The organism is Tsuneonella sp. HG094 (assembly GCF_053819285.1).
On sequence record NZ_JBSORA010000001.1, the window covers coordinates 1,842,501 to 1,866,635 of the forward strand.

Annotated in this window: 26 protein-coding genes (1 of these 26 cut by a window edge); 13 read left to right on the plus strand and 13 right to left on the minus strand. The window is 66.8% G+C overall.

Going from position 1 to position 24,135, the window contains the following annotated elements; genetic code table 11:
- The 3 genes in view from ACWPMX_RS09315 to ACWPMX_RS09325 are tightly spaced (at most 60 nt apart) and all read left to right on the plus strand, a layout consistent with a single transcriptional unit that may run on beyond the window.
- A protein-coding gene (locus ACWPMX_RS09315) for a lipopolysaccharide biosynthesis protein (protein ID WP_455699745.1) crosses the window boundary here: on the plus strand, positions 1 to 966 show its 3' portion. 561 nt of this gene lie to the left of the window's left edge; only the last 966 of its 1,527 coding nucleotides appear in the window; the start codon falls outside the window, past its left edge; the stop codon is at positions 964 to 966.
- Positions 967 to 1,020: 54 nt separating this feature from the next.
- Complete coding sequence (locus tag ACWPMX_RS09320) at positions 1,021 to 2,010, plus strand: retropepsin-like aspartic protease (RefSeq protein WP_455699746.1); 990 nt, start codon at positions 1,021 to 1,023, stop codon at positions 2,008 to 2,010.
- A gap of 60 nt (positions 2,011 to 2,070) precedes the next feature.
- The gene (locus ACWPMX_RS09325; protein WP_455700759.1) at positions 2,071 to 3,888 is read left to right on the plus strand and encodes an ABCB family ABC transporter ATP-binding protein/permease; all 1,818 of its coding nucleotides are present in this window, start codon (positions 2,071 to 2,073) and stop codon (positions 3,886 to 3,888) included.
- Positions 3,889 to 3,918: 30 nt separating this feature from the next.
- Here the strand turns inward: ACWPMX_RS09325 and ACWPMX_RS09330 are convergent, their stop codons facing one another.
- Positions 3,919 to 6,744, minus strand: coding sequence for a M16 family metallopeptidase (locus ACWPMX_RS09330; protein WP_455699747.1), 2,826 nt, complete (start codon positions 6,742 to 6,744; stop codon positions 3,919 to 3,921).
- 185 nt (positions 6,745 to 6,929) lie between these two features.
- On the opposite strand from ACWPMX_RS09330, the gene ACWPMX_RS09335 reads away from it, so the two are divergent.
- Entirely contained in the window at positions 6,930 to 8,381 is a 1,452-nt protein-coding gene (locus ACWPMX_RS09335) for a peptide MFS transporter (RefSeq protein WP_455699748.1), read from the plus strand.
- Here ACWPMX_RS09335 and ACWPMX_RS09340 read toward each other — a convergent pair.
- The 4 genes from ACWPMX_RS09340 to ACWPMX_RS09355 all read right to left on the minus strand — a co-directional run bounded on the left by ACWPMX_RS09340 (position 8,378) and on the right by ACWPMX_RS09355 (position 11,237).
- Positions 8,378 to 8,833, minus strand: coding sequence for an N-acetyltransferase family protein (locus ACWPMX_RS09340; protein WP_455699749.1), 456 nt, complete (start codon positions 8,831 to 8,833; stop codon positions 8,378 to 8,380). The two genes, ACWPMX_RS09335 and ACWPMX_RS09340, sit on opposite strands and share 4 nt — an antisense overlap.
- Positions 8,830 to 10,128 carry an ATP-dependent protease ATPase subunit HslU gene (hslU, locus tag ACWPMX_RS09345; protein WP_455699750.1) on the minus strand — a complete coding sequence of 433 codons (1,299 nt, stop codon included), beginning with the start codon at positions 10,126 to 10,128 and terminating at the stop codon, positions 8,830 to 8,832. The genes ACWPMX_RS09340 and hslU overlap by 4 nt, the downstream gene beginning before the upstream one ends.
- Positions 10,129 to 10,133: 5 nt before the next feature.
- Complete coding sequence (gene hslV / locus ACWPMX_RS09350) at positions 10,134 to 10,694, minus strand: ATP-dependent protease subunit HslV (protein WP_455699751.1); 561 nt, start codon at positions 10,692 to 10,694, stop codon at positions 10,134 to 10,136.
- A 63-nt stretch (positions 10,695 to 10,757) separates the two neighbouring features.
- Positions 10,758 to 11,237 carry an outer membrane protein assembly factor BamE gene (locus ACWPMX_RS09355; protein WP_455699752.1) on the minus strand — a complete coding sequence of 160 codons (480 nt, stop codon included), beginning with the start codon at positions 11,235 to 11,237 and terminating at the stop codon, positions 10,758 to 10,760.
- A gap of 118 nt (positions 11,238 to 11,355) precedes the next feature.
- Between ACWPMX_RS09355 and ACWPMX_RS09360 the strand changes: the two genes are divergently transcribed.
- Both ACWPMX_RS09360 and ACWPMX_RS09365 read left to right on the plus strand, forming a co-directional pair.
- Positions 11,356 to 11,880, plus strand: a complete 525-nt coding sequence (locus tag ACWPMX_RS09360) for a ubiquinol-cytochrome C chaperone family protein (RefSeq protein WP_455699753.1) — start codon at positions 11,356 to 11,358, stop codon at positions 11,878 to 11,880.
- Positions 11,877 to 12,395 carry a YceD family protein gene (locus ACWPMX_RS09365; protein ID WP_455699754.1) on the plus strand — a complete coding sequence of 173 codons (519 nt, stop codon included), beginning with the start codon at positions 11,877 to 11,879 and terminating at the stop codon, positions 12,393 to 12,395. Before ACWPMX_RS09360 ends, ACWPMX_RS09365 begins: the two co-directional genes overlap by 4 nt.
- 18 nt (positions 12,396 to 12,413) lie before the next feature.
- On the opposite strand, the gene ssb is transcribed toward ACWPMX_RS09365, so the two are convergent.
- The 5 genes from ssb to ACWPMX_RS09390 all read right to left on the minus strand — a co-directional run bounded on the left by ssb (position 12,414) and on the right by ACWPMX_RS09390 (position 16,479).
- A complete protein-coding gene (gene ssb / locus ACWPMX_RS09370) occupies positions 12,414 to 12,938 on the minus strand; it encodes a single-stranded DNA-binding protein (protein WP_455699755.1) in 525 nt (174 codons plus the stop codon).
- A 92-nt stretch (positions 12,939 to 13,030) separates the two neighbouring features.
- Positions 13,031 to 14,881 carry a ferrous iron transporter B gene (gene feoB / locus ACWPMX_RS09375; protein ID WP_455699756.1) on the minus strand — a complete coding sequence of 617 codons (1,851 nt, stop codon included), beginning with the start codon at positions 14,879 to 14,881 and terminating at the stop codon, positions 13,031 to 13,033.
- Positions 14,878 to 15,141 (minus strand): FeoA family protein, encoded by a 264-nt coding sequence (locus ACWPMX_RS09380; protein WP_455699757.1) that lies wholly within the window; start codon positions 15,139 to 15,141, stop codon positions 14,878 to 14,880. Before ACWPMX_RS09380 ends, feoB begins: the two co-directional genes overlap by 4 nt.
- A gap of 52 nt (positions 15,142 to 15,193) precedes the next feature.
- Positions 15,194 to 15,856 carry a COQ9 family protein gene (locus tag ACWPMX_RS09385; protein ID WP_455699758.1) on the minus strand — a complete coding sequence of 221 codons (663 nt, stop codon included), beginning with the start codon at positions 15,854 to 15,856 and terminating at the stop codon, positions 15,194 to 15,196.
- A 2-nt stretch (positions 15,857 to 15,858) separates the two neighbouring features.
- A complete protein-coding gene (locus tag ACWPMX_RS09390; RefSeq protein WP_455699759.1) occupies positions 15,859 to 16,479 on the minus strand; it encodes an ankyrin repeat domain-containing protein in 621 nt (206 codons plus the stop codon).
- A 70-nt stretch (positions 16,480 to 16,549) separates the two neighbouring features.
- On the opposite strand from ACWPMX_RS09390, the gene ACWPMX_RS09395 reads away from it, so the two are divergent.
- Genes ACWPMX_RS09395 through ACWPMX_RS09420 form a run of 6 tightly spaced genes read left to right on the plus strand, consistent with a single transcriptional unit; the run spans position 16,550 to position 20,491 of the window.
- Positions 16,550 to 17,140: an SCO family protein gene (locus tag ACWPMX_RS09395; RefSeq protein WP_455699760.1), complete on the plus strand. Its 591-nt coding sequence runs from the start codon at positions 16,550 to 16,552 to the stop codon at positions 17,138 to 17,140.
- A complete protein-coding gene (locus ACWPMX_RS09400) occupies positions 17,128 to 17,586 on the plus strand; it encodes a YcgN family cysteine cluster protein (protein ID WP_455699761.1) in 459 nt (152 codons plus the stop codon). The genes ACWPMX_RS09395 and ACWPMX_RS09400 overlap by 13 nt, the downstream gene beginning before the upstream one ends.
- Positions 17,583 to 18,305 carry a M48 family metallopeptidase gene (locus tag ACWPMX_RS09405; RefSeq protein ID WP_455699762.1) on the plus strand — a complete coding sequence of 241 codons (723 nt, stop codon included), beginning with the start codon at positions 17,583 to 17,585 and terminating at the stop codon, positions 18,303 to 18,305. The genes ACWPMX_RS09400 and ACWPMX_RS09405 overlap by 4 nt, the downstream gene beginning before the upstream one ends.
- Before the next feature lie 39 nt (positions 18,306 to 18,344).
- Positions 18,345 to 18,905, plus strand: a complete 561-nt coding sequence (locus tag ACWPMX_RS09410) for a hypothetical protein (RefSeq protein WP_455699763.1) — start codon at positions 18,345 to 18,347, stop codon at positions 18,903 to 18,905.
- A complete protein-coding gene (gene ribD, locus ACWPMX_RS09415; RefSeq protein ID WP_455699764.1) occupies positions 18,886 to 19,860 on the plus strand; it encodes a bifunctional diaminohydroxyphosphoribosylaminopyrimidine deaminase/5-amino-6-(5-phosphoribosylamino)uracil reductase RibD in 975 nt (324 codons plus the stop codon). The genes ACWPMX_RS09410 and ribD overlap by 20 nt, the downstream gene beginning before the upstream one ends.
- A 13-nt stretch (positions 19,861 to 19,873) precedes the next feature.
- Entirely contained in the window at positions 19,874 to 20,491 is a 618-nt protein-coding gene (locus ACWPMX_RS09420) for a riboflavin synthase (protein ID WP_455699765.1), read from the plus strand.
- Here ACWPMX_RS09420 and ACWPMX_RS09425 read toward each other — a convergent pair.
- The 3 genes from ACWPMX_RS09425 to ACWPMX_RS09435 are packed head-to-tail and all read right to left on the minus strand — an operon-like array spanning position 20,488 to position 23,075.
- Positions 20,488 to 20,898 carry a response regulator gene (locus ACWPMX_RS09425; RefSeq protein WP_455699766.1) on the minus strand — a complete coding sequence of 137 codons (411 nt, stop codon included), beginning with the start codon at positions 20,896 to 20,898 and terminating at the stop codon, positions 20,488 to 20,490. The two genes, ACWPMX_RS09420 and ACWPMX_RS09425, sit on opposite strands and share 4 nt — an antisense overlap.
- A 4-nt stretch (positions 20,899 to 20,902) precedes the next feature.
- Entirely contained in the window at positions 20,903 to 21,370 is a 468-nt protein-coding gene (dut, locus tag ACWPMX_RS09430) for a dUTP diphosphatase (RefSeq protein WP_455699767.1), read from the minus strand.
- A gap of 37 nt (positions 21,371 to 21,407) precedes the next feature.
- Positions 21,408 to 23,075, minus strand: coding sequence for a bifunctional phosphopantothenoylcysteine decarboxylase/phosphopantothenate synthase (locus ACWPMX_RS09435; RefSeq protein ID WP_455700760.1), 1,668 nt, complete (start codon positions 23,073 to 23,075; stop codon positions 21,408 to 21,410).
- Positions 23,076 to 23,228: 153 nt separating this feature from the next.
- Between ACWPMX_RS09435 and ACWPMX_RS09440 the strand changes: the two genes are divergently transcribed.
- The gene (locus ACWPMX_RS09440; RefSeq protein WP_455699768.1) at positions 23,229 to 23,612 is read left to right on the plus strand and encodes a DUF4345 family protein; all 384 of its coding nucleotides are present in this window, start codon (positions 23,229 to 23,231) and stop codon (positions 23,610 to 23,612) included.
- Positions 23,613 to 24,135: the final 523 nt, after the last annotated feature.

The window sequence follows — 24,135 nt, forward strand, 5'->3', positions numbered from 1 at the left end:
CTCGCGTGGCGCGGCATGGGGGTCTGGGCGCTCGTGTATGCGCCGCTCGTCATGTTCGCGACGCGCGCCGTCGGCCTGACGCTGGTCGCCCGAATGCTGGTGAAGCCGGTGTTCGACTTCCGCGGCGCGGGCGACCTGTTCACGTTCGGCGGCGCGCTGACGATCTGCCAGTTCCTGTGGATCATCCAGAGCCAGAGCGACATCGTGATCGCCGGGCGCAGCTTCGACCCGCACGACCTCGGCCTCTATTCCGAGGCGCTGTTCCTGACGCTGATCATAACGGGGCGCTTCCTGCCCCCGATCAACGAGGTCGCGTTCCCCACCTATTCCGAGCTGCACAAGGCGGGGCGGCCGCTTGGCCCGTTCTTCCTGAAAGTGCAGCGGCTCGTCGCCCTGGTGACAATGCCCGCCTACATCGGGCTGTCGCTGGTGGCCGAGCACGCGGTCTTCACCTTGTTCGGACCGAAGTGGGCCGAGATGGCGCCGATCGCCGCGGGCCTCGCGCTGGCGATGCCGGCCTTCGCGCTGCAGATCGTCTGCAGCCCGGCGACCAACGGCCTCGGCCGCCCGCGGATATACATGATGACCAACGGTGCGGGCGCCCTCCTCTTCCCGCTGTTGTTCCTGATCGGCGTGCAGAACGGACCCGGCGGACTCGTCCTGGCGTGGTGGTTGGGAGCGCCGGCGCTGCTGGTGTTTACCTGGGCCATGACGCTGCCGCAGATCGGCGTGCGCTGGCGCGACCTTGCCAGGGCGCTTGCCCCGGGGGTGGCGGGCACAGCCGTCATGGCGGCAACCGTATATGGGGTCCGCGAATTCTTTCCGCCTTTTCATCACATGGGCGAGCTGATCCTGCTCGCGGGGGTCGGCGCGGCGAGTTACCTTGCGGCGCTGTTCGTCTTCGCCCGGAGCACGGTCGACGAAGTGCTCGCGTTCATCGTCCGGCGCGAGCTCGCCCCCGCCTGATCCCCTTGGGCGCGCCCCCGCTCCGTGATATGATCCACGCGAGAGGTGCCACCGATGCGCTGCAAGGCAATCGCCCCGGCCGCCGCATTCCTGTTAGCGGCCGCCAGTCCGCCAGTCGTTCCCCCGGCAGGCGAGGAGCCGACATTCTCGCTTGCCGATAGGATCGCCTTCGAACCTGCCACCACCGACAGCATCTCCATCGGCACCGACCGTAGCGAGCGGATGACGGTTCCGGTCACGATCGGCGGGCAGCCGTTCCGCTTCCTGATCGATACCGGTTCGCAGGCGACCGTCGTCAGTTCGCGTTTGCGCGAGCGACTTGCCTTGCCCTCGCTGGGCCGGTCGACCGTCATCGGCATGGCCTCGTCCCGCCAGGTAGAAATCGTCCGGCTCGACGCGCTCGAACTCGCGACGCGCAGCTTCGACAACCTCCATGTGCCCATGCTCGAGGCCGAGCATATCGGTGCCGACGGCATCCTTGGCCTCGACAGCCTGCAGGACCTGCGGGTGCTGATCGATTTCCGCGCCGATACGATCGCGGTCGACGATGCGCAGCAGCTCGGCGGCGACCGCGGATACGAGATAGTGGTGCGCGCGAAGAACAAGCGCGGCCGCCTGATCATCACCGGGGCGGAGGTCGACGGAGTTGCGACCACGGTCATCCTCGATACCGGGGCGCAAGGCTCGATCGGCAACCTTGCCTTGCAACGTCGTCTGCGCGCGCAAGACGGCATGGTCGTCACCTCGACCGACGTGCTGGGCGCACAAGTCACCAGTCGCAGGGACCTGCCCCGCACGCTGGTGATCGACGGCAAGGTGCGCAGCCTGCGGCTGCAGGGGTTCGCGATGTCGTTCACCGATTCTCCGGTCTTCACCGCGCTCGGCCTCGCCGACAAGCCGACGCTCGTGCTCGGCATCTCCGATCTTCGGCTGTTCGACCGGGTCGCGATCGACTTTGCTGAGCGGACCATCCTGTTCGACCTGCCGCGCGGCACGCAGGAGCGCCCACCGATCGAGATGCGCGACGGGATCAAGCGGCTCTGACGCGCGCCCCGCTTGCGTGAGCCATTGCCTAAGCCCCGGCGCCTGCCCACATTCGGCGGGATGCCCCCCGACCAGACCTCTCCTGCCGCTGCCGATTACGACGGCTGGGGAACGCTGAAGCGGTTCCTACCCTATCTCTGGCCGCAGGATCGCAGGGACCTGCGCACGCGAATCGTGATCGCGATGATGCTGGTCCTGCTCGCCAAGGGGGTAACGCTGGCGACCCCGCTCGCGATGAAGAAGATCGTCGATACGATGGCGACCGCGGACAGCACCCTAATCTGGGTCGCGATGAGCTTCGTGATCGCGTTCGTCGCCGGCCGATTCCTCAGCACCGCATTCGACAACGCGCGCAACGTGGTGTTCGAGCGGGTCGGGCAGGAAGCGACCCAGCGGCTGGCCGAAGACACTTTCGCCCGCCTCCACACCCTCAGCCTGCGCTTCCACCTCGGCCGCCGCACGGGCGAAGTCACCAAGACCATCGAGCGCGGCACCAAGAGCATCGATTCGATGCTCTATTTCCTGCTGTTCAACGTCGCGCCCACGATCCTCGAGCTGATCGCGGTGGCGGTGATCTTCTACACGATGTTCGGCGGGGAACTGGTGGCGGCAACCGCGGTGACCGTGACGATCTATATCCTCGCGACCCGCTGGATCACCGAATGGCGGACCGAACTCCGGCGCAGGATGAACGATCTCGACGGGCAGGCACTTTCCCGAGCGGTCGATTCGCTGCTCAACTACGAGACGGTGAAGTACTTCGGTGCCGAAGCGCGTGAGCGCGAGCGGTATGGCCGCGCGGCAGGCGGTTATGCCGAAGCGGCGATCAAGTCGGAGAACTCGCTCGCCGCGCTGAACGTGGTGCAGGCGCTGATCATGAACGCCCTGATGCTGTTCGCGCTGGGCTTCACGGTCTGGCGCTGGAGCACGGGTGCGCTGTCGGTCGGCGATCTGGTCGCGGTGCAGACCTACCTCACCCAGCTGTTCCGCCCGCTCGACATGCTCGGCATGGTCTATCGCACGATCCGCCAGGGGCTGATCGACATGGCGGCGATGTTCAAGCTGATCGATACCGAGGTCGAGATCGCCGATGTGCCGGGCGCTCCCGCGCTGGTGATCCGCAAACCGTCGGTGGTCTTCGACGACGTGGTGTTCGGGTACGATCCCGACCGCACGATCCTCCATGGTCTTAGCTTCGAAGTCCCGGCGGGGAGCCAGGTCGCCGTCGTCGGCCCCTCGGGCGCGGGCAAGAGCACGATCGCCCGGTTGCTGTTCCGTTTCTACGATCCGTGGTCCGGCCGCATCCTGATCGACGGGCAGGACATCGCGCAGGTGACGCAGACGAGCCTGCGAGCAGCGATCGGCATCGTCCCGCAGGACAGCGTGCTGTTCAACGACACGATCGGCTACAACATCGCCTATGGCCGGGACGGTGCGACACATGACGAGATCCTTCGCGCAGCCGAAGGTGCGTCGATCAAGCGCTTCATTGACGTGTTGCCGCAGGGGTTCGACACCGAAGTGGGCGAGCGCGGCCTGAAGCTGTCGGGCGGCGAAAAGCAGCGCGTGGCGATCGCCCGCACGCTGGTGAAAGACCCGCCGATCCTGCTGCTCGACGAAGCGACGAGCGCGCTCGATTCGCGCACCGAGCAGGATATCCTCGCCACGCTGCACGCAGTCGCCGCGCACCGCACCTCGATCAGCATCGCGCACCGTTTGTCGACCGTGGCCGACGCGAACCGCATCTTCGTGCTCGATCACGGGCGCCTCGCCGAACAGGGCACCCACGCGCAGCTCCTGCGCCGGGATGGCCTATATGCCGAGATGTGGGCCCGCCAGCAGGCCGAGAGCGACGGGGTGGCCGAAGCGGCCGAATAGCCGCCCCGCCCCGCCCGCGGGCCCCGTAAGTTAGCCGCCCGCCTTCACCAGCGTCGCGCTGTCAAGGTCGAGGTCGCTCGCCTTGATCACCATCACGTCCGGTCGCACCTTCTTGAGGTCGTCGAGGAACTGCGCGGCATTGCCCACAATCACCACCGATGCGCGCTCGGGCGTGAGCAACTGCGCTGCGATCGCCTGCGCCGCCTGCGGGGTCACCGCCGCCAGCCGCTGGGTGATCATCGCCGCTTCGGTGGGAGCGATCCCCTGCAGCATCAGGTTGGCGACGATCCCGTTGAACCCGGCGCTGGTCTCGAGCGAACGCTGCGTGCTGCCGCCGAGGAACAGCTGCCGCTTGGTCACCGTCGCCTGGTCGAGCGGAGTGCTGCCGACCAGCTTCATCTGGTCGAGGATGACCTGCGTCACCTCGTCCGCGGTCTCGTTCTTGGTCTGCGCGCTCGCGGTCAGCACCGCGGCATCGGCGGTCGCACCGAACCCGCTGTAAGACCCGTAACTGAGCCCGCGTTTGGTCCGCACTTCCTCGAACAGGCGGCCGTTCGAGCCGCCGCCGAGGACTGCATTGGCAACCTGCAGCGGCCAGTAGCCTTCACTGCCGCGCGACAGCACGCGGGTTCCCGCGATCACCGCTGCCTGCCCGGCCTCGGGCATGTCAATCACAACCGTGCGGGGAGCCAGCTCCTTGCCCGCCGGGTTTGCGACGGGCGCCGGAGCCGGGACAGAACTTGTCCAGTCGCCGAACAGGTCGCCAGCGACCGCCTTCGCCTGAGCGGAAGTAATGCCGCCGCTGACGATGACTTTGGCGTTGGCCGGATGCCAGTGCGCCTGCCGCCATGCGCGCATGTCAGCTGGCGCAATGGCGGGTAGCGTCGCGGTGGTCGCGAACGCGCCATAGGGCGCGGTGCCGTAAAGCACGCGGGTGGCGACCAACCCGGCGAGCGAGCCGGGATCCTTGAGAGCGACCTGCAGTCCGTCGAGCGTGCGCTTGCGTTCGAGATCGACCTCACCCGCCGGGAAGCTCGCGTTGCGGACGACATCGGCCAGCACCTTGCCCGCCGCGGAGAGGTTGGCTGTGGGCGCGGTCAGGCTGACGAAGCTGCCGTCCTGTGCGGTACCCGCACCGAGCGAAGCCCCGAGGCTTTCCAGTTCCTGCGCGATCTGTGCGGCGGTGCGCGTGGGCGTCCCCTTGTCGGCGACTGCCGCGACCAGGCCGGCGAGCCCCGCCTTGCCCGCCGGATCGGTGGCGCTGCCTCCCGGCAGGACGACCGTGATGGTCGAGATCGGCACTTCGCCGGTCTGCGCCGATACCAGCGGGATACCGTTCGCCAGCTTGTCCTCAACCAGCGCCGCGCGCGCGACCACCGGAGCCGCGACCGGCGCAGGCGGCGCCTGGCGGGTCGCCTCGTCGTTAAGCTTTGCCGGTTCGCCGGTTGCCGCGGGCACGGTCTTGAAGGTCGGCATCGGCACCGGGTTCGCCCACTCGGTGGGATTTTCAGGGCCAGCCTCGTAGCGGAAGTCGACCACCCCGCTGGCTGGCAGCCATTTCTTCGCCGCGCGCTGGATGTCGGCGGCGGTCACCTTGCCGATCCGCTCCAGCCGCAGGTCGGCTGCGCGGGGGTTGCCGGTGGAGACCAGCGCCTCCCCCAGTTCGAACGCGCGGCCGCGCACGGTCTCGCGGTCACGCAGGGCGCTGGCGAACAGGGTGTTCTTCGCTTCGGCCAACTCGGTTGCGCTGACGGGGGTAGTCCGTGCCCTTTCGAACTGGTCGGCGAAGATCTTCGCGACCTCTGCCTGGTCAGCCGCCGGGTTGAGCGTGGCATAGGCGGCGAAGAATCCGCCTTCCTCGCTGGCATCCATGAACTCGCTGACCGCGACCGCTTTGCCGGTGCGCACCAGAGCTTCATAGAGGCGGCTGTTGTCGCCCGACGAGAGGACCGCATCGAGCACCTCGAGCGCGGCTGCATCGGGGTCGTTGGCGGACGGCCCCTTCCACAACGAGCCGAGCACCGGCAGCGGCACGTTGGGCGCGCGGGCGACGATCGAGCGCGGCGCGGTGCGTGCAGGCTCCCGCGCTGAGATTGCCAGCGGGATCGGTTTCGCCCGCTTGGGGATCGCGCCGAAATACTTGCCGACCAGCGCCTTCAGATTGGCGTTGGTGAAGTTGCCGGCAACGATCAGCGTCGCAGTGTCGGGTCCGTAATACGCCTGGTGAAATGCCCGCGCATCGGCAAGCGTGGCGGAATCGAGCTGCTCTAGGCTGCCGATCCCCGGCCGCCGGTTGGGCAGCACGTCGAACGCGTTTTCGGCCAGCACCATCCGCAACCGGCCGTACGGCGGGGCGAGGATCCGCTGCCGCAATTCCTCCTTCACGATCGATCGCTCGCGCTCAAATACCTCCATGTCGACGACCGGGCGCGCCATCCGCTCGGCATGGGTCCACAGCATCGTCTCGAGGTATTCGGTCGGCACCGTCTCATAATAATTGGTGCGGTCGTCGCCGGTCGAAGCGTTGCGGGTGCCGCCCACGTCCTCGGTCAGGCGGTTGACCATGTTGTAGGGCATGTTCTCGGTCTTGCGGCTGAGAATGTGCTCGAACAGGTGGGCGAAGCCGCTGCGGCCCTGCGGGTCGTGCTTGGAACCGACTTCGTACCATACCGAGGTGGTAACAGACGCGGTCGTGGGATCGGGTAGCGCGATTACCCGCAGCCCGTTGGGCAGTGTCCATTCGGTGAATTCGATCTTCGGTGCGCTGACTGCGGCTGGCGCCTTCTGCGCGACGGCGGGTGCCGCGAAGGCAAGCGCGATAGAGGCTGCGCCGGCAGCGAGAATGGTGCGAAGCATGAATTGCGTCCCCTGCAAATCCAAATGATGTCTGCACGTTAGACCCTTGTCGCGGCCCGGCACAACCATCTTGCTCGACAGGGCGGGCACTGCGCTCTGCGAACGACATGCTGCATTCGGAAATTCCTTGCCGAGCGCAAAGCCTCGGAGCATTCACTCCGCTTTCCCAAGGCACAAGGATCGCCATGGCCACCGCACCTGCAGTCAGCCCCGCCCCGACCGGCGATCTCTACGGCCAGCCCAAGGGGCTCTGGGTTCTCGCGGGGACCGAGCTATGGGACCGCATCTCGTTCCACGGGATGCAGGCGATGCTGGTTCTGTACATGACCGGCGACCTGCTGATCCATCCGGAGCGCACCAATTCGATCATCGGCTTCGGAGCCTATCGCAGCCTGGTCGAGGGAATGACCGGGCCGCTGACCGACGTGGCACTGGCGACACAGACCTTCGGCTTCTACCTCGCCTTCGTGACGGGACTGCCGCTGCTGGGCGGATGGCTGGGCGACAAGTTCACCGGGCGCAAGCTGGCGGTCGGTCTCGGCGCAGCACTGATGACCGCAGGGCACTTCTTGATGGCCTTCGACGCGACGTTCCTGTTCGCGCTGCTGTTCCTGATGACCGGCGCGGGGATGTTGCGCGGCAACCTATCGCCGCAGATCAAGTCGCTCTACGCCGACGGCGACCCGCGCGAAACCAACGCATTCCAGTACTACTATCTCTCGGTCAATTTCGGCGCGTTCATCGCGCCGATTGTGACTGGCGCGGTGGCGGCGGTCTGGGGCTGGCACGTGGGCTTCGGGGTCGCGGGCATCGGAATGCTGATAGGCCTCGTCCTCTACCTTGCAGGAAGCCGCCACTTGCCGCCAGACGGTGGCCACGTCGAGCTTGGCGACGGCACGGTCGCGGCGAGCGAGCCGCTCACGCCTGCGCAGAAGCGTCGCATTCTCGGCCTCTTCGCGCTCTGGCCGGTCGGGGTCTCGTTCTGGATCGCGCAGTCGCAGATCTGGAACGTCTACAACGTCTGGGTGCGCGACCACATCGACATGAACGTCGGCAGCTTCGCCGTGCCGGTGCCGTGGCTCCAGTCGCTCGACGGCCTGGCGCCCGCGATCTTCATCCCGGTCAGCCTTTGGCTCTGGGCGCGCATGGCCGCGAAGGGCCGCGAGCCCGACGAGTTCCTGAAGCTCGCCTTCGGGCTCGGCCTGTTCGGCGCGTCGGTGGCGATGCTCGGCGCGGGGCCGCTGCTCGACGGCGGAACCGGACGGGGGCCGTTGCTCCTGCCGATCATGTTCCACGTCGTCTCGAACTTCGCCGCGGTCTGGTTCGCGCCGGTGATCCTGGCGATCTTCGCCACCCGCGCCCCGGCAAGCTGGCGCGGCACGCTGGTTGGGGTCAACGCGCTGTCGATTTCCGCCGCAAGCATCATCAGCGGCCGCATGGGCAGCATGTACGAGACGATGACGCCAACGGCGTTCTGGCTCGTCAACGCGGCGATCTGCGGCGTCGCTGCCGTCTGGGTGCTGGCGATGCGCGGCTTCTACACACGGATGCTCGCGCGAGAGAACGCAGAAGACGCCGCCCCGCTGCCGCCCAAAGAGGAGATAGCGATGGACCCCCAGGGATCGCAGCTAGTCTAGGGCTCGATGTCGAAGTGGAGCACTTCTTCGCGCGTGCCGAGCTTCTGGTAGAGTGCGATGGCGGGCGGATCGGTGTAATCGGCCTGCACGAAAATTACCCACCCGCCGCGTGACCTTGCCAAGGCGCGGACGGCGTCGATCAGCGCGGTCGCCACCCCGCGCCGGCGCCACTGATCCGCGACCGCAAGGTCATAGATATAGAGCTCGCGCCGCTCACTTTCGGGCTTCATGAACTCGTAGGCTGTCAACGCGCCGACAATCTCGCCTTCGGCCGAAGCCACGAACAGCGCCGTCCCTTCGTGGGCGAGGAGTTGGTCTATCCAGTCCTGCCCCGGCGGAGCGGCAAGGTAGGTTGCCGCATCTTCGAATGCCTCGGCATAAAGCCGGTTCATCGCTCGGAACGCATCGCCGTCGCCCGGCCGCAACCGGCGAACCGCAAACGCGTGGCTCACAGAATATATTTGCTGAGGTCGGTATCGCCGGCAAGGCTCGCGAGGCGATCGCGCACATAGTTGGCGTCGACCGTCACGGTTTCGCCTTTGTGGTCCTCGGCCTCGAAGGACAGGTCCTCGAGCAGCTTTTCCATGACCGTCTGCAAGCGGCGGGCGCCGATATTCTCGATGCTCTCGTTCACCTGCGCGGCGATCCGGGCAATTTCCGCGATCGCGTCGTCACCCAGTTCCAGCGTCACCTCTTCGGTGCCGAGCAGCGCCTTGTATTGCGCCACGAGGTTCGCGCGGGTCTCGCTGAGGATGCGCACGAAGTCCGCCTCGGTCAGCGCGGTCAGCTCGACGCGGATCGGCAGGCGACCCTGCAGTTCGGGAAGCATGTCGCTCGGCTTGGCGACGTGGAATGCGCCGCTCGCGATGAAAAGCACGTGGTCGGTTTTCATCGGGCCGTACTTGGTGGACACGGTGGTGCCCTCTATCAGCGGCAGCAGGTCGCGCTGGACGCCTTCGCGGCTGACCGATCCGCCGCGCACATCGCTGACCGCGATCTTGTCGATCTCGTCGAGGAAGACGATCCCGTTGGTCTCCGCGTTCGCGAGCGCCACGCGCGCCACGTCGTCCTGGTCGAGGCGTTTTTCCGCTTCCTCGTCGACCAGCTTGTCCCACGCGTCGGGGACTTTCATCTTGCGGCGCTTGGTCGGCGCCTTGCCCATCGCCTTCGACATCATGTCGGAGAGGTTGATCATGCCGACGTTGCCGCCCATCCCGCCCAGATCGAACGGCATCGCAGGCGCTTCCTCGACCTCGATCTCGACTTCGGTGTCGTTCATCGCGTTCTGGATGATGCGCTGCTTGAAGCTTTCGCGGGTCGCCTCGCTGGCGTTCTCGCCGACGAGCGCCTTGAGGAGGCGGTCCATAGCCGCCTTGCTGGCTGCCTCGCGCACAGCCTCGCGGCGGCGCTCCTTCTCGAGCCGGATCGCTTCCTCGACGAGGTCGCGGGCGATCTGCTCGACGTCGCGACCAACATAGCCAACCTCGGTGAACTTGGTCGCCTCGACTTTCACGAACGGCGCTTCGGCAAGCTTCGCCAGGCGGCGGCTGATCTCGGTCTTGCCGCAGCCGGTGGGGCCGATCATCAGGATGTTCTTTGGCGTCACCTCGTCGCGCAAGTCGGCCGACAGACGCTGGCGCCGCCAGCGATTCCGAAGGGCCACGGCGACTGCGCGCTTGGCGTCGGCCTGCCCGATGATGTGCTCGTCGAGCGCCGCGACGATGGCTTTGGGGGTCAGATTGTCCATGGGTCTCAGACTGTTTCCAGGGTGACCTGGTCGTTGGTGAATACGCAGACTTCGGCCGCGACGGCCATTGCGCGCCGGGCGATCTTTTCGGGGTCATCCTCGTAATCGGACAGGGCCCGCGCGGCGGCCAGCGCGTAGTTCCCGCCCGAGCCGATCGCCGCGATTCCGCCTTCCGGCTCCAGCACGTCGCCGTTGCCGGTGAGCACGAGCAAGACGTCCTTGTCGGCGACGATCATCAGCGCCTCGAGGTTGCGGAGGTACTTGTCGGTCCGCCAGTCCTTGGCGAGTTCGACCGCGGCGCGCATGAGTTGGCCGCTGTATTGCTCGAGCTTCTTCTCGAGTCGCTCGAACAGGGTGAAGGCGTCAGCGGTCGCGCCGGCGAACCCGGCAACAACCGAACCGTCCTTGCCGATGCGACGCACCTTGCGTGCGTTTGGCTTCATCACGGTGTTGCCCATCGACACTTGGCCGTCGCCCGCGACGACGGTCTTGCCCTCGCGCTTGACGCCGATGATGGTGGTGCCGTGCCACGGCGTCAGGCCGTGGGCTGAATGTCTCTCGTCCATGCGCCGCGATATGGGAGGCGGCGCGAGGCGTTCAAGTTGGCCGCCAGAACCTGGCCGCCGAAGCTAGCCGTTAGGGCCGCCCGGTTGCGCTGGCCCGCCCGCGCCCGGCGCACCGACGGCGCCGATGTTGCCGAACAGGTCTTCGAAGAAGCTGCGTTCGCGGCCCAGCGTCGGGGTCTTGTCGCCATCGGGAGACAAGCGGACGACCTTTTCGATCCCCGTCCGCTCGACACTGGCGACGTTGCCCGCCGCGTCGAATTCAACCGCCAGCACCGAATGCGTGCCGATCTGCGGGCGCGCGAACGGCCGGCGTTCGGTGATGCTGGAGATGTAATACCAGGTCGGCGTGCCGAACTGGCTTTCGAAGCTGGGATGGCCAAGCGCGGCCTGGACCGACTGCTTGTTGTCAACGCCGGGCGCGACCGAACTGGTCAGCGTCGAATCGGCGATGAAACCGCGGCTTTCCCTGATCGACGAGCAGCCGCTCGCGGCCAGTGCCGCCGCAGCCAGAAGGCTCGCAGAAAGGAACCGTGAAGCCGTCATCGAAAACCCTCTTCGTGTCATTCAGCCCCCGCGCCTTAGGCAAGGGCGGGCGCGCTGGCAATCGCGCAAGGCGGATCGCTGTGCGTCAGTGCTTGAATTGCCGCTGAATGCACGCGAGATGGCGGCCATGAGCCTGCTCCAGCGCCTGTTCGCTCCGAAACCCGATCCCCGCGATGCCTTCCGCCCTCTGTGGCACGGCGTCGTCGCCGAGGCGCGTCGGCCGATCTGGTATGCCGAACACGGGGTAGCGGACACGGTTGCCGGGCGGTTCGACATGATCTGCGCAGTGATCGCGGTGGTGCTGGTGCGCATGGAGACGGACGATCGCCTGACACGCGAATCGGTGCTGCTGACCGAGCTGTTCGTGCAGGACATGGACGGGCAGTTGCGCGAATTCGGTGTCGGCGACGTGGTCGTCGGCAAGCACATGGGCAAGCTGATGAGCGCGATGGGAGGCCGCCTTGGCGCCTATCGCGACGGCCTTGCCGGGAGCGATGCGGAACTGGAAGCGGCGATCGAGCGCAACGTTACGATGGAGGATAGCCACAGCCCCGCGGGCATCGCGCGCGAGATGCGCGCCCTCGCGGCGCGGCTTGAGCGGACGAGCGACGAGGCTCTGCTCGCCGGCGACTTCGCCGCATGAGCGGGCCCGAGTTCAGTCGAATCGTAAAGGTTCGCCCGCATCCGCCCGAGAAACTAGCGATTTCTGCCAACGCGGCGGAACTGACGGCGCTGGCCTCACGGTTTTGTATCCCCGCCGTCAAGAAGCTCGACGCGGAGCTGGCCTTCATCGCCGATGGCGACGCCGTAACTGCGACGGGCAGGGTGACGGCCGATCTTGTCCAGACCTGCTCGGTCGCCGGCGACGACTTTCCGGTGCGTATCGACGAGCCGCTCGACCTGCGCTTCGTGCCCGAGGGATCGCTCGACACGGTCGAAGAAGAGATCGAACTCGCCAGCGATGGTGCGGACGAGATCGAATACGACGGCGAGAATTTCGATATCGGGGAAGCGGTCGCGCAGAGCCTCGGTCTTGCGATCGATCCCTATGCGGAAGGGCCGACGGCCGATGCGGTGCGCAAGGAAGCCGGTATCATCGACGAGGACGCGCCCAAGGGTGCACTCGCCGAAGCGCTTGCGAATTTGAAGCGGGACTGACGCCTCGCCCCGCGTCGATCAGAACGGGATATCGTCGTCGAGGTCGTCGTAGTTCGACCCGCCACCGGCACCTGCACCGGCTCCACCGCCGCCCTGGTTCCACCCGCCGGACTGCCCGCCGCCACTCGAACGGCCATAGTCGCCGCCCGAACCGCCGCCACGCTGGCCGCCGCCACCCCCGCCGCTTCCCGGCGCCCCGTCGAGCATCGTCATCACAGCACCGGGACCCTGCAGGACGACCTCAGTCGAGTAGCGGTCGGCGCCCGACTGGTCCTGCCATTTGCGGGTTTGCAGCTTGCCCTCGATATAGACCTTGCTGCCCTTGCGCAGGTATTGCTCGGCGACGCCGACGAGACCTTCGGAAAAGATCGCGACCGTGTGCCACTCGGTCTTTTCCTTGCGTTCGCCAGACTGGCGGTCCTTCCACGTCTCACTCGTCGCGATGCGCAGGTTGCACACCTTGCCGCCGTTCTGGAAGCTGCGCACTTCTGGGTCCGCGCCCAGGTTACCGATGAGCATGACTTTGTTGAGTGACCCGGCCATGGAATCGCTTTCCTCTCTTGATTGGCCACGCGCTTAACCAACACCGCGGAAAGTCGCCACCCCGCGCCAGCGGTTGGCTTGCGGATAATTCGCTAAAGCCCCAGCGCCAGCGCGATCCAATAGGTCAGGCCCGCGAAAATATAGGCGAGCGCGAACAGGTATCCCAGCATGAACAGCGGCCATTTCCACCCGTTCGTCTCGCGCCGGGTGACCGCAATGGTCGACAGGCACTGCGGCGCGAATACGAACCACGCGAGGAAGGCGAGCGCGGTCGGCAGGCTCCACTTCGAGGAAAGCTGGCCTGCGAGGCCGACTGCTGCAGCCTCTTCATCGGGCGCATCGACGGCGTAGGTCGTGGCAAGGCTGGCGACCGCAACCTCCCGCGCGGCCATCGCCGGGATCAGCGCCAGGGCGATCTCGCGGTTGAAGCCGATCGGCTCGACCACCACGGCAAGGCCTTTGCTGATCTGGCCCGCGGCCGATGCCTCGACCTGGCTCTCGCCCGGCGCCGCCTTGGGGAAGGTCAGCAGCAGCCACAGCACGATCGTGACGGTAAAGATGATGGTGCCCGCGCGGCGCAGGAACACCCACGCGCGCTGCCACAGGCCTATGGCGAGGTCCTTTATGTGCGGCATCTGATAGCGCGGCAGCTCCATGATGAAGCCCGACGCGCCGCCCTTCGCGACCGTCTGCCGCAGCACCAGCGCCGCGCCCATCGCGCCGAGGATTCCCGCGATGTAGAGGCCGAACATCACAAGTCCTTGCAAGCCGATGCCCGGTCCCACGGTCGTCGCCGGAATGAACGCGGCGATGATCACGGTGTAGACCGGCAGCCGCGCCGAACAGGTCATCAGCGGGGCGATCAGGATGGTCGTCAACCGGTCCTTGGGATCGGCGATGCTGCGTGTCGCCATGATCCCAGGAATCGCGCAGGCGAAGCTCGAAAGCAGAGGAATGAAACTGCGGCCCGACAGGCCGACGCCCTGCATCATCCGGTCCATCAGATACGCCGCCCGCGCCATGTAGCCCGATGCCTCCATCGCGAGGATGAAAGCGAACAGGATCACGATCTGCGGCAGGAACACGACGACCGAGCCGACCCCCGCCAGCACGCCCTCGGTCACGAGGTCGCGGAAGAACCCGGCAGGCAGCGTGTCGCTGACCCAACCCGACATGGCCCCGATCAGCGCCTCTAGCGCGTCTGCAAAAGGCGTCGCCCAAGCAAAAACTGCCTGGAACACCACGAACAACAGGGCGAACAGGATCGGTGGCCCGAACCAGGGGTGGAGCAGCACCTTGTCGAGACCGGCGTGCAGCCGATGATGGGTGCTTTCCGACAGGATCGCGCCGCGAGCGATATTGGCTGCAGCGAGGCGCCGCTCGGGCAACGTAAGGTGCGGTTTGTGGTGGGGTTGAAACGATTGTGCGCGCGCTTCGGCGACCGCGATGGCGGCGACCAGCTCGTCGAGCCCGCGCCGCCGCACGGCGACCGTCGGCACGACCGTCACGCCGAGTGCCTCCGACAAGGCCGCCGGATCGAGCACCAGCCCGTCCCGCTCGGCGAGATCGATCATGTTGAGCGCCACGACCGTAGGCCGCCCCAACTCTATCACTTCCTGCGCGAATACGAGGTGCTGCTCGATGTTCGCCGCATCGAGGACAATGACGAGCACTTCCGGTGTCGCTTCGCCCGCAAACTCGCCGTGGACGACCTTGCGGGTCACTTCCTCGTCTGGGCTCGACGGTTCGAACGAATAGGCGCCCGGCAGGTCGATCAGTTCGACTGGCTCTCCGCTCGGCAAAATGAGGCGACCGGCCTTCCGCTCGACTGTGACGCCCGGATAATTGGCAATCTTCTGCCGCGCACCGGTCAGCGCGTTGAACAGCGCGCTCTTGCCGGCGTTGGGATTGCCGACCAGCGCGGCGGTGCGCTGCGTGCTCATACCGGTTCGATCTCCATCGCCTGCGCGTGGCTCCGGCGGACCGCAACGGTCATCCGGCCGATCATCACCGCGATCGGATCACTCCCACCGAACACACCTCGATGGGCGATCGCCACCCGCCCGCCGACGTCGAGGCCGAGCGCGCGCAGCCGCGTGCCGTCTTCGGGCGCGAGTCGGTCCCACTGGACCGCGACGATGCGCGCCCGGTGCCCGAGTTCAAGTCCGTCCAGCGTTCTGGCTCGTGTCTTGCCAACTGTCATGCCGCCGCTATGCGAAAGCGGCGGGCTTTTTGCAACTGATTATCAATAAGCCCTAGCGCGCGGGGTAGCGTAGCCGGCCGAGAAAGCGGGTGACGCTGAAGCGTTCGGCATCGGGACGCAGGAATTGCGCCTTGGTCTTTTCAAAGCGCATGATGCCTTCGATCCGCCGGTCGAGGAAGGCGTGCGTCTCGCTCTTTCCCTCGCTCTCGTCTTCGACGAACACCGCCAGCGTCGCCGCGTAGATGCCCGCCAGGATCGCCCGCTTGGTGTAGTGATTGTAGTCGGTCGCAGTGTCGCCGGCGAGCCGCCACATCGCGTCCGCGCTGGCCCAGCCGAGCTTGCTCGCACGGACGACGTTCTGTGGCATCGCCATGATCGCAAGTGCGCGCCTCAGCGCTTCTTCACGCCCGGCGATCGCTTTTAGCCGAGCCAGGACGAGGCTGCGAATCCGCTCGCGGACTTTAATTGCACCAAGGCGCTCGGGAAGGAGTGCCAAAAACATGGCCGCATCGACCGACGCGATCCACGCCGCGATCATGTCCATCGCACCGCCCGGAAAGGCGAGCCGCGCAACGTCGAAGTCAACGCCTTCGGATTGGCAGGCCGACTTGAGCGCCGCGTCGCTCCACCCGTCGAACACCGCCGCGTCGGCTAGCGCCGACGCCAGCGCCAGCTTCAGTTCGTCGAGCGTCAGGTCGGCGGCTACAATCGCCACGCTCAGGCGCCGGGTCCGTAGGTACCCGCTTGTGCGCCTTTCGTCTTGCGCTCCTCATCGGCCCGCTGGATTTCGGTGAGGACTCCGCCGGCCGTCCCCATCAGGGCCGCGTAATCGCGGGCTGAACGACCAGAGTTGTCGGTGCGATCGGCATTCGCACCATTCTTCAACAGAAGGCGGATGACAGCCATGTCGCGCCGGTGAACCGCTGCGATCAGCGGCGTTTCGCCTGATGCGTTCGCCACGTCGATCCGGCCGCCCGCCTTGACCAGCCGCTCCACGCCCTCGACGAAGCCGAGGCTGGCGGCAAGCGAGAGCGGCGTCACGCCTTTCTTGTCGGCAGCGTTGGGATTGGCTCCGCGCTCGAGCAGGAAGCGCGTCCACACATCGTCTCGCCGCGCGACGACGATGTGCAATGCCGATTCGCCGCTGGCCAGATCGCGCGAGTTGACGATCACCGAACCGGGCTCGTTGAGGAACTTGGTCGCTTCGGTGCCGTCGCGCTCTTTCACGGCCTTGAGGAAATTGTAGGCGTCGGAAAACTGCGCCCACGCGGGCGCAGCTACACTCGCCGACAGCAGTGCCAGCATGAAGCCTGCCTTGCGGATAACGCCCCCTCGCATCTTTCCTGTCTCCGTAACTGCCCTATCTTCGGGCGATGCATTGCCCTTGCCGCCCGCCGGTTAGCAGACCATGAACCGCCGCGCCATGCCGCGTATCCTTGCCCTTCTACTCCCGATCGCCCTCCTCGCCTGCACACCCGAACCGGGTGAGCCTCCGTTGGCCGGGGCCGCGATCGGGGGTGAATTCACGCTTCTCGACCAGTCGGGCAAAACCCGGCACTGGGCCGATTTTCGCGGTAAGTACGCGGTCGTCTATTTCGGCTATACCTATTGCCCGGACATCTGCCCGACGGACATGCAGCGCGCCGCGCAGGGCTTGCGTCAGTTCGCCGCCGACGAGCCCGAGCTTGCCGCGAAGGTCCAGCATGTCTTCATCACGGTCGATCCAGAACGCGACACGCAGGCCGTAGTCGGCGAGTTCGTGTCCGCATTCGGCAAGGGTATCGTCGGACTGACCGGCACCCCCTCCCAGACCGACGAGGCGGCGAAAGCGTTCAAGGTGTTCCACGGGAAGGGCAAGGTCGAGCAAGGCGGCGCCTACCTCGTCGATCATTCCAACGTGACTTACCTGTTCGACCCCGCGGGCAAGCCGCTCGCGACGCTGCCGGTCGACAAAGGCGCCGACGCCGTGGAACAGGAACTGGCACGATGGGTGCGCTGAGGGACCGTTTCTGGGACCTGCCGCTCGGCGATCTTACGCGCGACGAGTGGGAAGCGCTGTGCGACGGTTGCGGCCGCTGCTGCCTGCACAAGCTGGAAGACGACGAGACTGGCGAGATTGCCCACACCAACGTCGCCTGCAAGCTGCTCGACACCGGCACCGCGCGCTGCAGCGACTATCGCCATCGCAAGGCTTTTGTGCCCGATTGCCTGCGCCTGACCCCGCGCCTCGTCGACCAGGTCACGTGGCTGCCTGATAGCTGCGCCTATCGGCTGCGTGCAGCGGGCAAGCCGCTTAAGGAATGGCACCACCTCATTTCGGGTGATCCCGAAGCGGTTCACCGGCGTGGACCCGGCGTGGCCGGGCGCGTGGTCAGCGAGACCGACGCCGGGCCGCTCGAACACCACATCGTCGATTGGCCCGAAGACGAGGAGGAGGCCGCGTGATCGACTGGCTGCGGCGCGAGGCGATCGCTCCCGAAGTCGAAATCGACGGCCGCGTGCTTCCCATCGCGATCCGCCGCAATGCGCGTGCGCGGCGACTGACTCTGCGGCTGGCACCAGACGGCAGCGAGATCCGCGTAACCCTGCCGAAATGGTGCGCCACGCGCGAGGCGCTCGCCTTCGTTCACGCGCGCACCGGCTGGCTGGCCGAACAGGTCGGCAAGGTACCCTCCGAAAACCCTCCCACACCCGGCGGCACACTGCTCTATCGCGGGCAGGCGCTGGCGATCGACTGGAGCCCCCGTGGCGGGCGCACGCCTGCGCTCGACGGCGAGCGCGTCGTCGTCGGCGGCCCCGCAGAGAACCTTGCCCCGCGCCTGCGCCGCTGGCTGGAGCGCGAGGCGCTGCGGCTGCTGGCGGACGATCTCGCGTTCTTCGCCGCCGAGGCTGGCATTCCGCTGCCCCAACTGCGCCTGACCCGCGCTCAACGTCGCTGGGGAAGCTGCTCGACCGGGGGGACGGTGCGAATCAACTGGCGGCTGGTGCAGGCGCCCGATGCGGTGCGCCGCTCGGTCGTCGCGCACGAAGTCGCGCATTGCCTCCATTTCGATCACAGCCCCGGATTCCACGCCGCACTCGCCCGCATCTTCGACGACGACGTCGCGGCCGCCGACGCATGGATCAAGGCGCACGGTCGCAGCCTCTATTCCGCGTTCGGCTAGCGCGACGGCACTCTCGGCCCTATCTGGGGGGCCATGCGCATGCTGACCCGCCTCAATCCCGGCCCCGGATTCGCCGATTTCTGGACCGAGTTCAAACGCCCCAACCCGTATCGCTGGCCGATCCTCGCCGGCTCCGCGCTGCTGACCGGGTCGCTGATCTTTCTCCTCACCGACCACGCGGTGAGCCTCAACTGGATGGTTGGCGGTGTCCTCGCACTAATCGGCGGGGTCGCCTTGGCGGCAATGATCGCGGAGCGTGTGAAGATCAGGCTTGGCATCCTTCTGCTTGCGGCGATCGTCCCGGCAGCGATCTTCTGGCAGTTCGGCAAGGAACGCTGGCGAATCCCGCCCGCGCCGCCGAAGGTCGAATACATCACCACCTTCGCCGACGGCCGTAGCGACGCCGAGATCGAGCAGACCAACGTCGCCAACCAGGCCAAGCAGGATGCGCTGTTAGCCGAACAGCGCAAGCGCGAGGCCGAAGCGCGTGAAGCCTACCGTACGCTCGGGCGCGCCGCCGGTATGGATGTCGATGCGATGGAGCGCGATATCGCGCGCGAAAAGGAAGCGGACAACCCGCGTGCGCCCCAGCCCGAGTGATGCCGACTGGCTCGCCGCGGCGGCCCGGCTCGCCGCGCGGGGACGGCCGCTGTCCCGCCCCAACCCCGCCGTCGGCTGCCTGATCGTCAACGATGGCAGCGTCGTCGGGCGCGGCTGGACCCAGGCGGGCGGGCGCCCTCATGCCGAGGCCGGAGCGCTTGCTCAGGCAGGCGAATCGGCACGAGGCGCGACGCTGTACGTCACACTCGAACCATGCGCCCACCGGTCCGAACGCGGCCCTGCCTGCGCGCATTTGATCGCGGCTTCCGGCGTATCGAAGGTGGTAGTGGGTTGCGCGGACCCCGATCCTCGCACTGCGGGAAAGGGCATCGAGCACCTGCGCGATGCGGGTATCGCCGTCGTTGTCCTGCCAAGCCCCGAGGCGACCGAATCCCTGGCCGGATACCTCACCCTCCGCACCGCGGGTAGGCCGCATGTCACGCTCAAGCTGGCCATGTCGCTCGACGGCTGCATCGCGCTCGCAGACGGGTCGAGCCGCTGGATAACCGGCGCCGAAGCGCGCGCGCATGTACATGCCCGCAGGGCGCGGACGGACGCGATCCTCGTCGGGGGCCAAACCTGGCGCAGCGATGCGCCGCGCCTCGACGTGCGCCTGTCGGGGCTGGAGGGGCTAAGCCCCGGGAGAATAGTCCTCACGCGAGGGACCGCGCCCGAAGGAGTGATCGCGATTTCGCGTCCCGACGCCATCGCAGAGCTGACGGACACCCAGTATCTTTACGTCGAAGGCGGCGCTCAGACCGCGGCTGCCTTCCTCGCGGCCGACCTCGTCGACGCGCTTGCGATCTACCGCGCTCCGATCGTCATAGGCGACGGGCTGCGTGCTATAGGTGCGTTTGGATTGTCAGATCTCACCGCTGCACACGGTAGATGGCGAATGGTCGAGCAGGCACGGCTTGGCATCGACGAGTTCGCCGCCTATCGCCGCACCCGCTAAGGGGAAAGGCAGCATGTTCACCGGTATCGTCACCGCACTCGGCACGATCGAGAGTATCGAGCAGCGCGGCGATCTGCGCGTGCGGATCGCCTGTCCGTGGGACCCGTCGAAGATCGCCATCGGCGCCTCGATCGCCTGCGCGGGCGTATGCCTGACCGTAGTCGAGCGCGGCGGCAGCGCGGGCGATGCTTGGTTCGCGGTCGATGTATCAGCCGAAACGGTCAGTCGCACCGCCAAGGGCATGTGGAGCGAGGGTGCGCAGATCAACCTTGAGCCGTCGCTGCGGGTCGGCGACGAACTCGGCGGGCACATCGTCTCGGGTCACGTCGACGCCGTGGGCAAGGTCGCCGACTGGGAGCCCGAGGGCGATTCGATGCGCGTGACCATCGCCGCCCCGCCCGTGCTGGCGCGATTCCTTGCCGCCAAGGGCTCGGTAACGGTCGATGGGGTGTCGCTGACGGTGAATTCGGTCGATGACCGACCCGACGGCTCGGTCCATTTCGGCCTCAACATCATCCCGCACACCGCCGAAGTGACGACGCTCGGCGAGCTGGGACAGGGGTCCGAGGTCAATCTCGAGATCGATACCGTCGCGCGGTACCTGCAGCGCCTCGAATCGCTGCGCGCCTAGACGCCCATCATCGGCGGGCGCGGGGGCGCCTGACGCGACCTGGCCCAATCGAGCAACTGGTTGATCTCGGCCACGAGGCGCTCCGGGTCGAAGGGCTTGCGCAAGTAGCCGTTGGCGCCCGCATTGCGCACGATCGCCTCGTCGCTCTCCGACTGACGCGCGGTCAGCACGAGGATCGGCAGGTCGTAGATCACCGGATCGCGGCGGATCGCGAAGATCAGTTCTGATCCGCTCATCTGCGGCATGGCGAGATCGATGATGGCGAGGTCGGGCTTGCGGCGGCGGAGCGCCTGCAGCGCGCCCTGTCCGTTTTCGAGCACGCCCACGGCATGGCCCGCCTCCAAGAGCACCTGCTGGACGAGTTCGCCCATCAGCGCATCGTCCTCGGCATAGAAGATCAGCGCCATCGGCTCATTTCCCCATCAAGCGGGCATGTCCGCCCGTCGAACCGAAACCGCCTGCACCGCGTGTCGTTTCATCGAGGTCGGCGACTTCGTCCCATGCCGCTTGCGTGACGGGCGCCAGGACAAGCTGCGCAACCCTGTCGCCGCGGGCGATCGCGAACGGCTCGCTGCCGTGGTTGATCAGGATCACCTTCAGTTCGCCGCGATAATCCGAATCGATCGTGCCGGGCGTATTGGGGACAGTGATCCCGTGTTTGAGCGCGAGGCCCGAGCGCGGACGCACCTGGATTTCGTATCCGGCAGGGATAGCGACCGCGAGTCCCGTCGCCACGGCATGGCGCGCACCGGGCGCGATGGTCACATCCTCGGCCGCGAGCACATCCATGCCCGCGGCACCGTCGGTCGTATATTTGGGGAGTTCGAGGCCTTCGCCATGCGGCAGGCGTTTGACCGCCACTGTCACCGGATCGTTCATGCCAGCCGCGCTACCGCGTGGGCAGCCCCGAAATCAATCACTCTTCGCGCGGATCGATCTGGTCGAGCGCCAGCGCCATCTTCTCGGCAAGCGCGAGCGCGACCTGGTCCTTGGGCATCTCGGGCAGGTCCTCTACCCCTTCGCTGGTGACGATGTGGACCGTGTTGAGGTCGCCACCCATCACACCGGTCGAAACGTCGTTGGCGATGATCCAGTCGGCAGCCTTGCGCTTGCGCTTGGTCTTGGCGTTTTCGATCACGTCCTCGGTTTCGGCGGCAAAACCGACGAGAAGCTTGGGCCGCTGCTTCCCCGAAGCGACCTGCGCGAGGATGTCCGGGTTTTCGGTGAGCAGCAGCGCCGGCGGGGCCGAGCCGCGCTTCTTCATCTTCTCGCCGTGGTATTCCTTACTGCGCCAGTCGGCGACGGCGGCGACCATGACCGCGGCATCGGCGGGTAGCGCCTTCTTCACCGCATCCGACATTTCGCGCGCCGAGATGATATCGATCCGGTCGACCCCGGCAGGCGTCGGCAGGGTGACGGGGCCCGCAACGAGAGTGACCCGCGCACCGAGAGCGGCAGCGGCGGCAGCAATCGCAAAGCCCTGCTTCCCGCTCGAGCGATTGGCGATGTAGCGCACCGGGTCGATCGGCTCGTGTGTCGGACCCGCAGTCACCACGATATGGCGGCCGTAAAGCGGGCGATGCTCGGGATCGATGTCGAAGTCGGGCTGACCTGCCAGCGGATCGGATGGAACCGCGAGTGGTCCCTCGCCGAACACCTTGGGCAACTGGTCTCCGGTCCCCGTCGCGACCGTGTGGTTGATTGCGTCGGGATCGGTCGGCGGGGCGGACTTCGCCTTGCCCTTCTTCGCCATGATCGGTGCGCCGAGATCGGGCTCGGGCAGCGGCTCTTCGATCTCCGGCGCGGGTTCGAAGGGGTCGTCCGCGTACGTTTCCTCTTCAGGGAGGTATTCCGCTTCCTCGTCCTCCAGCGCTATCGCCTTCTTCGGGGACTTGCGCGGGATCAGCGAGGACAGCAGGCTGCCGAGCGAGGAGCCGCCCTTGGGCTCGACCTCCGCTTCCGGCTCAAGCGCCTCGAGAAGGTCGGCCTGCGGTTCGCAGTCGGCGGCGATGCCGAAGCGGGCCGCGATCTCGGCCCAGATTATCTCGGGATCGGGCAGGCGCCCGGGGCCGAACTCGCCGCAGGCCATAGGACCCTCGTCGGGCTCCATCACCTCGACCCCCGCCTCGCGCAGCCAGGCGACGTTGCGGCGGGTGGCATCGTGGAGCCACATCTTCACGTTCATCGCCGGTACCGCCATCACCGGCTTGTCGGTGGCGAGGATCAGCGTGGTGGCGAGATCGTCGGCGATGCCCGCCGCCATCTTGGCCATGAGGTCGGCAGTCGCGGGGCACACGACCACCAAATCGGCCTGCCGCGAGAGCTGGATATGGCCCATCTCGACCTCGTCCTTGAGGTCGAACAGGCTGGTGTAGACCTTGTTCTCGCTGAGCGCGCCGAGCGCCATCGGCGTCACGAACTGGCTGCCGCCCTCGGTCAGCACGCACGTCACGTCGCCGCCGCCGCGCCGGATGAGGCGCACGAGCTCGCACGACTTGTACGCAGCGATGCCGCCGCCGACGACGAGCAGGACTTTGGGCCCGCTCACGCGGTGTGCCTCGGTCTGCGGCCATTCGCCGACCATTTCCTGCATCGTGCCCCTCGCAGCATCGCGCGGTCCTAGCGCCCGCGCACAATCCGCGCCAGTACTAGGTCGGCGGTGGTTAAGATTGCCCTAGCGGGTTCGCCCGGGTCGGGTAGACTGCCGAGAACGACACAAACCGGGGAGTGACCGAGCATGCGACTGATCCTGACCGCCGTGATCTTCGTGCAGGGCCTGTTCTTCCTCATCATGGGCGTCAACTTCCTCGTCATGCCCGCCAGCGCCGGAGCAAGCTTCGCGCTGATGCCCGACGGGCCGGGAGGTCTCGCCGTCCTGCGCGCCGACTTTCCGGCGCTGTTCTTCGTCGGCGGCGGGGCGATGATCTGGGGCGCATGGAAGCGCAACGGCGACCTCCTCGTGGTGCCCGCGGCGATCTTCGGTATCGCGCTGTTCGGACGGATCGTCAGCGTTATCGCGGATGGAACCGCGCCCGGATTCTGGTTCCCGATGCTGGTCGAGGCGACCGCGGTGATCCTGTCGCTCATCGCCAGCCGTGTGTTGCCGCACCAGGTGACTTGAGCAACGCAAACCGTTGGGTTAGCTCGTCGTTTCATGACGATGGGGGCAACGTTGTTTCGTACGCAGGCGCTTGCCGCGCTGCTGGTCTGTCTGGCGCTGGTGCCGGGGTGCACCGCGGCAAAGCGGCCAATGGCCTTGCCGGAGGCGCCGCCGGACTTGCCTCCGCCACCTCCTCCGCCCGCCCCCGATCCACGTTGGCTTGCAGAGCAGCGGGCGCGGGAAGAAGCCGCCATGCGCATGGCAATGGAGTCCGCCGCCAAGGCGGAGCGTAGCGATGAGCGCGCCGCCGCTTACGAGCGCCAAGCCGAAGCCTTTCGTCTACGCGTAGATCCCAACCGCCGCCCCGCCGCTGTCCGCGGCAGGCCTGTGGGAAGCGCGCCACCACGTTTCTCCCGTCCGTCCGTCGCATCGCGAGCCCCGGGAGGTGCATCACAGGGCCAGATTGGGACGACTGCCGAGCCCCGGGCAGAAGGCCCCGCTGAGCCGGCCACCGCGGTAAAGGGCACCAGCAATGTCGCTTCGG

Excerpts from the sequence above, each read along its gene's own strand:
- ACWPMX_RS09335 (WP_455699748.1), top strand. The coding sequence starts at position 6,930 with ATGGCCACCGCACCTGCAGTCAGCCCCGCCCCGACCGGCGATCTCTAC.
- ssb (WP_455699755.1), bottom strand. The coding sequence starts at position 12,938 with ATGGCCGGGTCACTCAACAAAGTCATGCTCATCGGTAACCTGGGCGCG.
- ACWPMX_RS09410 (WP_455699763.1), top strand. The coding sequence starts at position 18,345 with ATGCTGACCCGCCTCAATCCCGGCCCCGGATTCGCCGATTTCTGGACC.
- ACWPMX_RS09360 (WP_455699753.1), top strand. The coding sequence starts at position 11,356 with ATGGCGGCCATGAGCCTGCTCCAGCGCCTGTTCGCTCCGAAACCCGAT.
- ACWPMX_RS09425 (WP_455699766.1), bottom strand. The coding sequence starts at position 20,898 with ATGGCGCTGATCTTCTATGCCGAGGACGATGCGCTGATGGGCGAACTC.
- hslV (WP_455699751.1), bottom strand. The coding sequence starts at position 10,694 with ATGGACGAGAGACATTCAGCCCACGGCCTGACGCCGTGGCACGGCACC.
- ACWPMX_RS09320 (WP_455699746.1), top strand. The coding sequence starts at position 1,021 with ATGCGCTGCAAGGCAATCGCCCCGGCCGCCGCATTCCTGTTAGCGGCC.
- ACWPMX_RS09365 (WP_455699754.1), top strand. The coding sequence starts at position 11,877 with ATGAGCGGGCCCGAGTTCAGTCGAATCGTAAAGGTTCGCCCGCATCCG.
- ACWPMX_RS09395 (WP_455699760.1), top strand. The coding sequence starts at position 16,550 with ATGAACCGCCGCGCCATGCCGCGTATCCTTGCCCTTCTACTCCCGATC.
- ACWPMX_RS09380 (WP_455699757.1), bottom strand. The coding sequence starts at position 15,141 with ATGACAGTTGGCAAGACACGAGCCAGAACGCTGGACGGACTTGAACTC.
- ACWPMX_RS09435 (WP_455700760.1), bottom strand. The coding sequence starts at position 23,075 with ATGGTCGGCGAATGGCCGCAGACCGAGGCACACCGCGTGAGCGGGCCC.
- hslU (WP_455699750.1), bottom strand. The coding sequence starts at position 10,128 with ATGGACAATCTGACCCCCAAAGCCATCGTCGCGGCGCTCGACGAGCAC.
- feoB (WP_455699756.1), bottom strand. The coding sequence starts at position 14,881 with ATGAGCACGCAGCGCACCGCCGCGCTGGTCGGCAATCCCAACGCCGGC.
- dut (WP_455699767.1), bottom strand. The coding sequence starts at position 21,370 with ATGAACGATCCGGTGACAGTGGCGGTCAAACGCCTGCCGCATGGCGAA.
- ACWPMX_RS09330 (WP_455699747.1), bottom strand. The coding sequence starts at position 6,744 with ATGCTTCGCACCATTCTCGCTGCCGGCGCAGCCTCTATCGCGCTTGCC.
- ACWPMX_RS09400 (WP_455699761.1), top strand. The coding sequence starts at position 17,128 with ATGGGTGCGCTGAGGGACCGTTTCTGGGACCTGCCGCTCGGCGATCTT.
- ACWPMX_RS09325 (WP_455700759.1), top strand. The coding sequence starts at position 2,071 with ATGCCCCCCGACCAGACCTCTCCTGCCGCTGCCGATTACGACGGCTGG.
- ACWPMX_RS09420 (WP_455699765.1), top strand. The coding sequence starts at position 19,874 with ATGTTCACCGGTATCGTCACCGCACTCGGCACGATCGAGAGTATCGAG.
- ACWPMX_RS09355 (WP_455699752.1), bottom strand. The coding sequence starts at position 11,237 with ATGACGGCTTCACGGTTCCTTTCTGCGAGCCTTCTGGCTGCGGCGGCA.
- ACWPMX_RS09390 (WP_455699759.1), bottom strand. The coding sequence starts at position 16,479 with ATGCGAGGGGGCGTTATCCGCAAGGCAGGCTTCATGCTGGCACTGCTG.
- ACWPMX_RS09440 (WP_455699768.1), top strand. The coding sequence starts at position 23,229 with ATGCGACTGATCCTGACCGCCGTGATCTTCGTGCAGGGCCTGTTCTTC.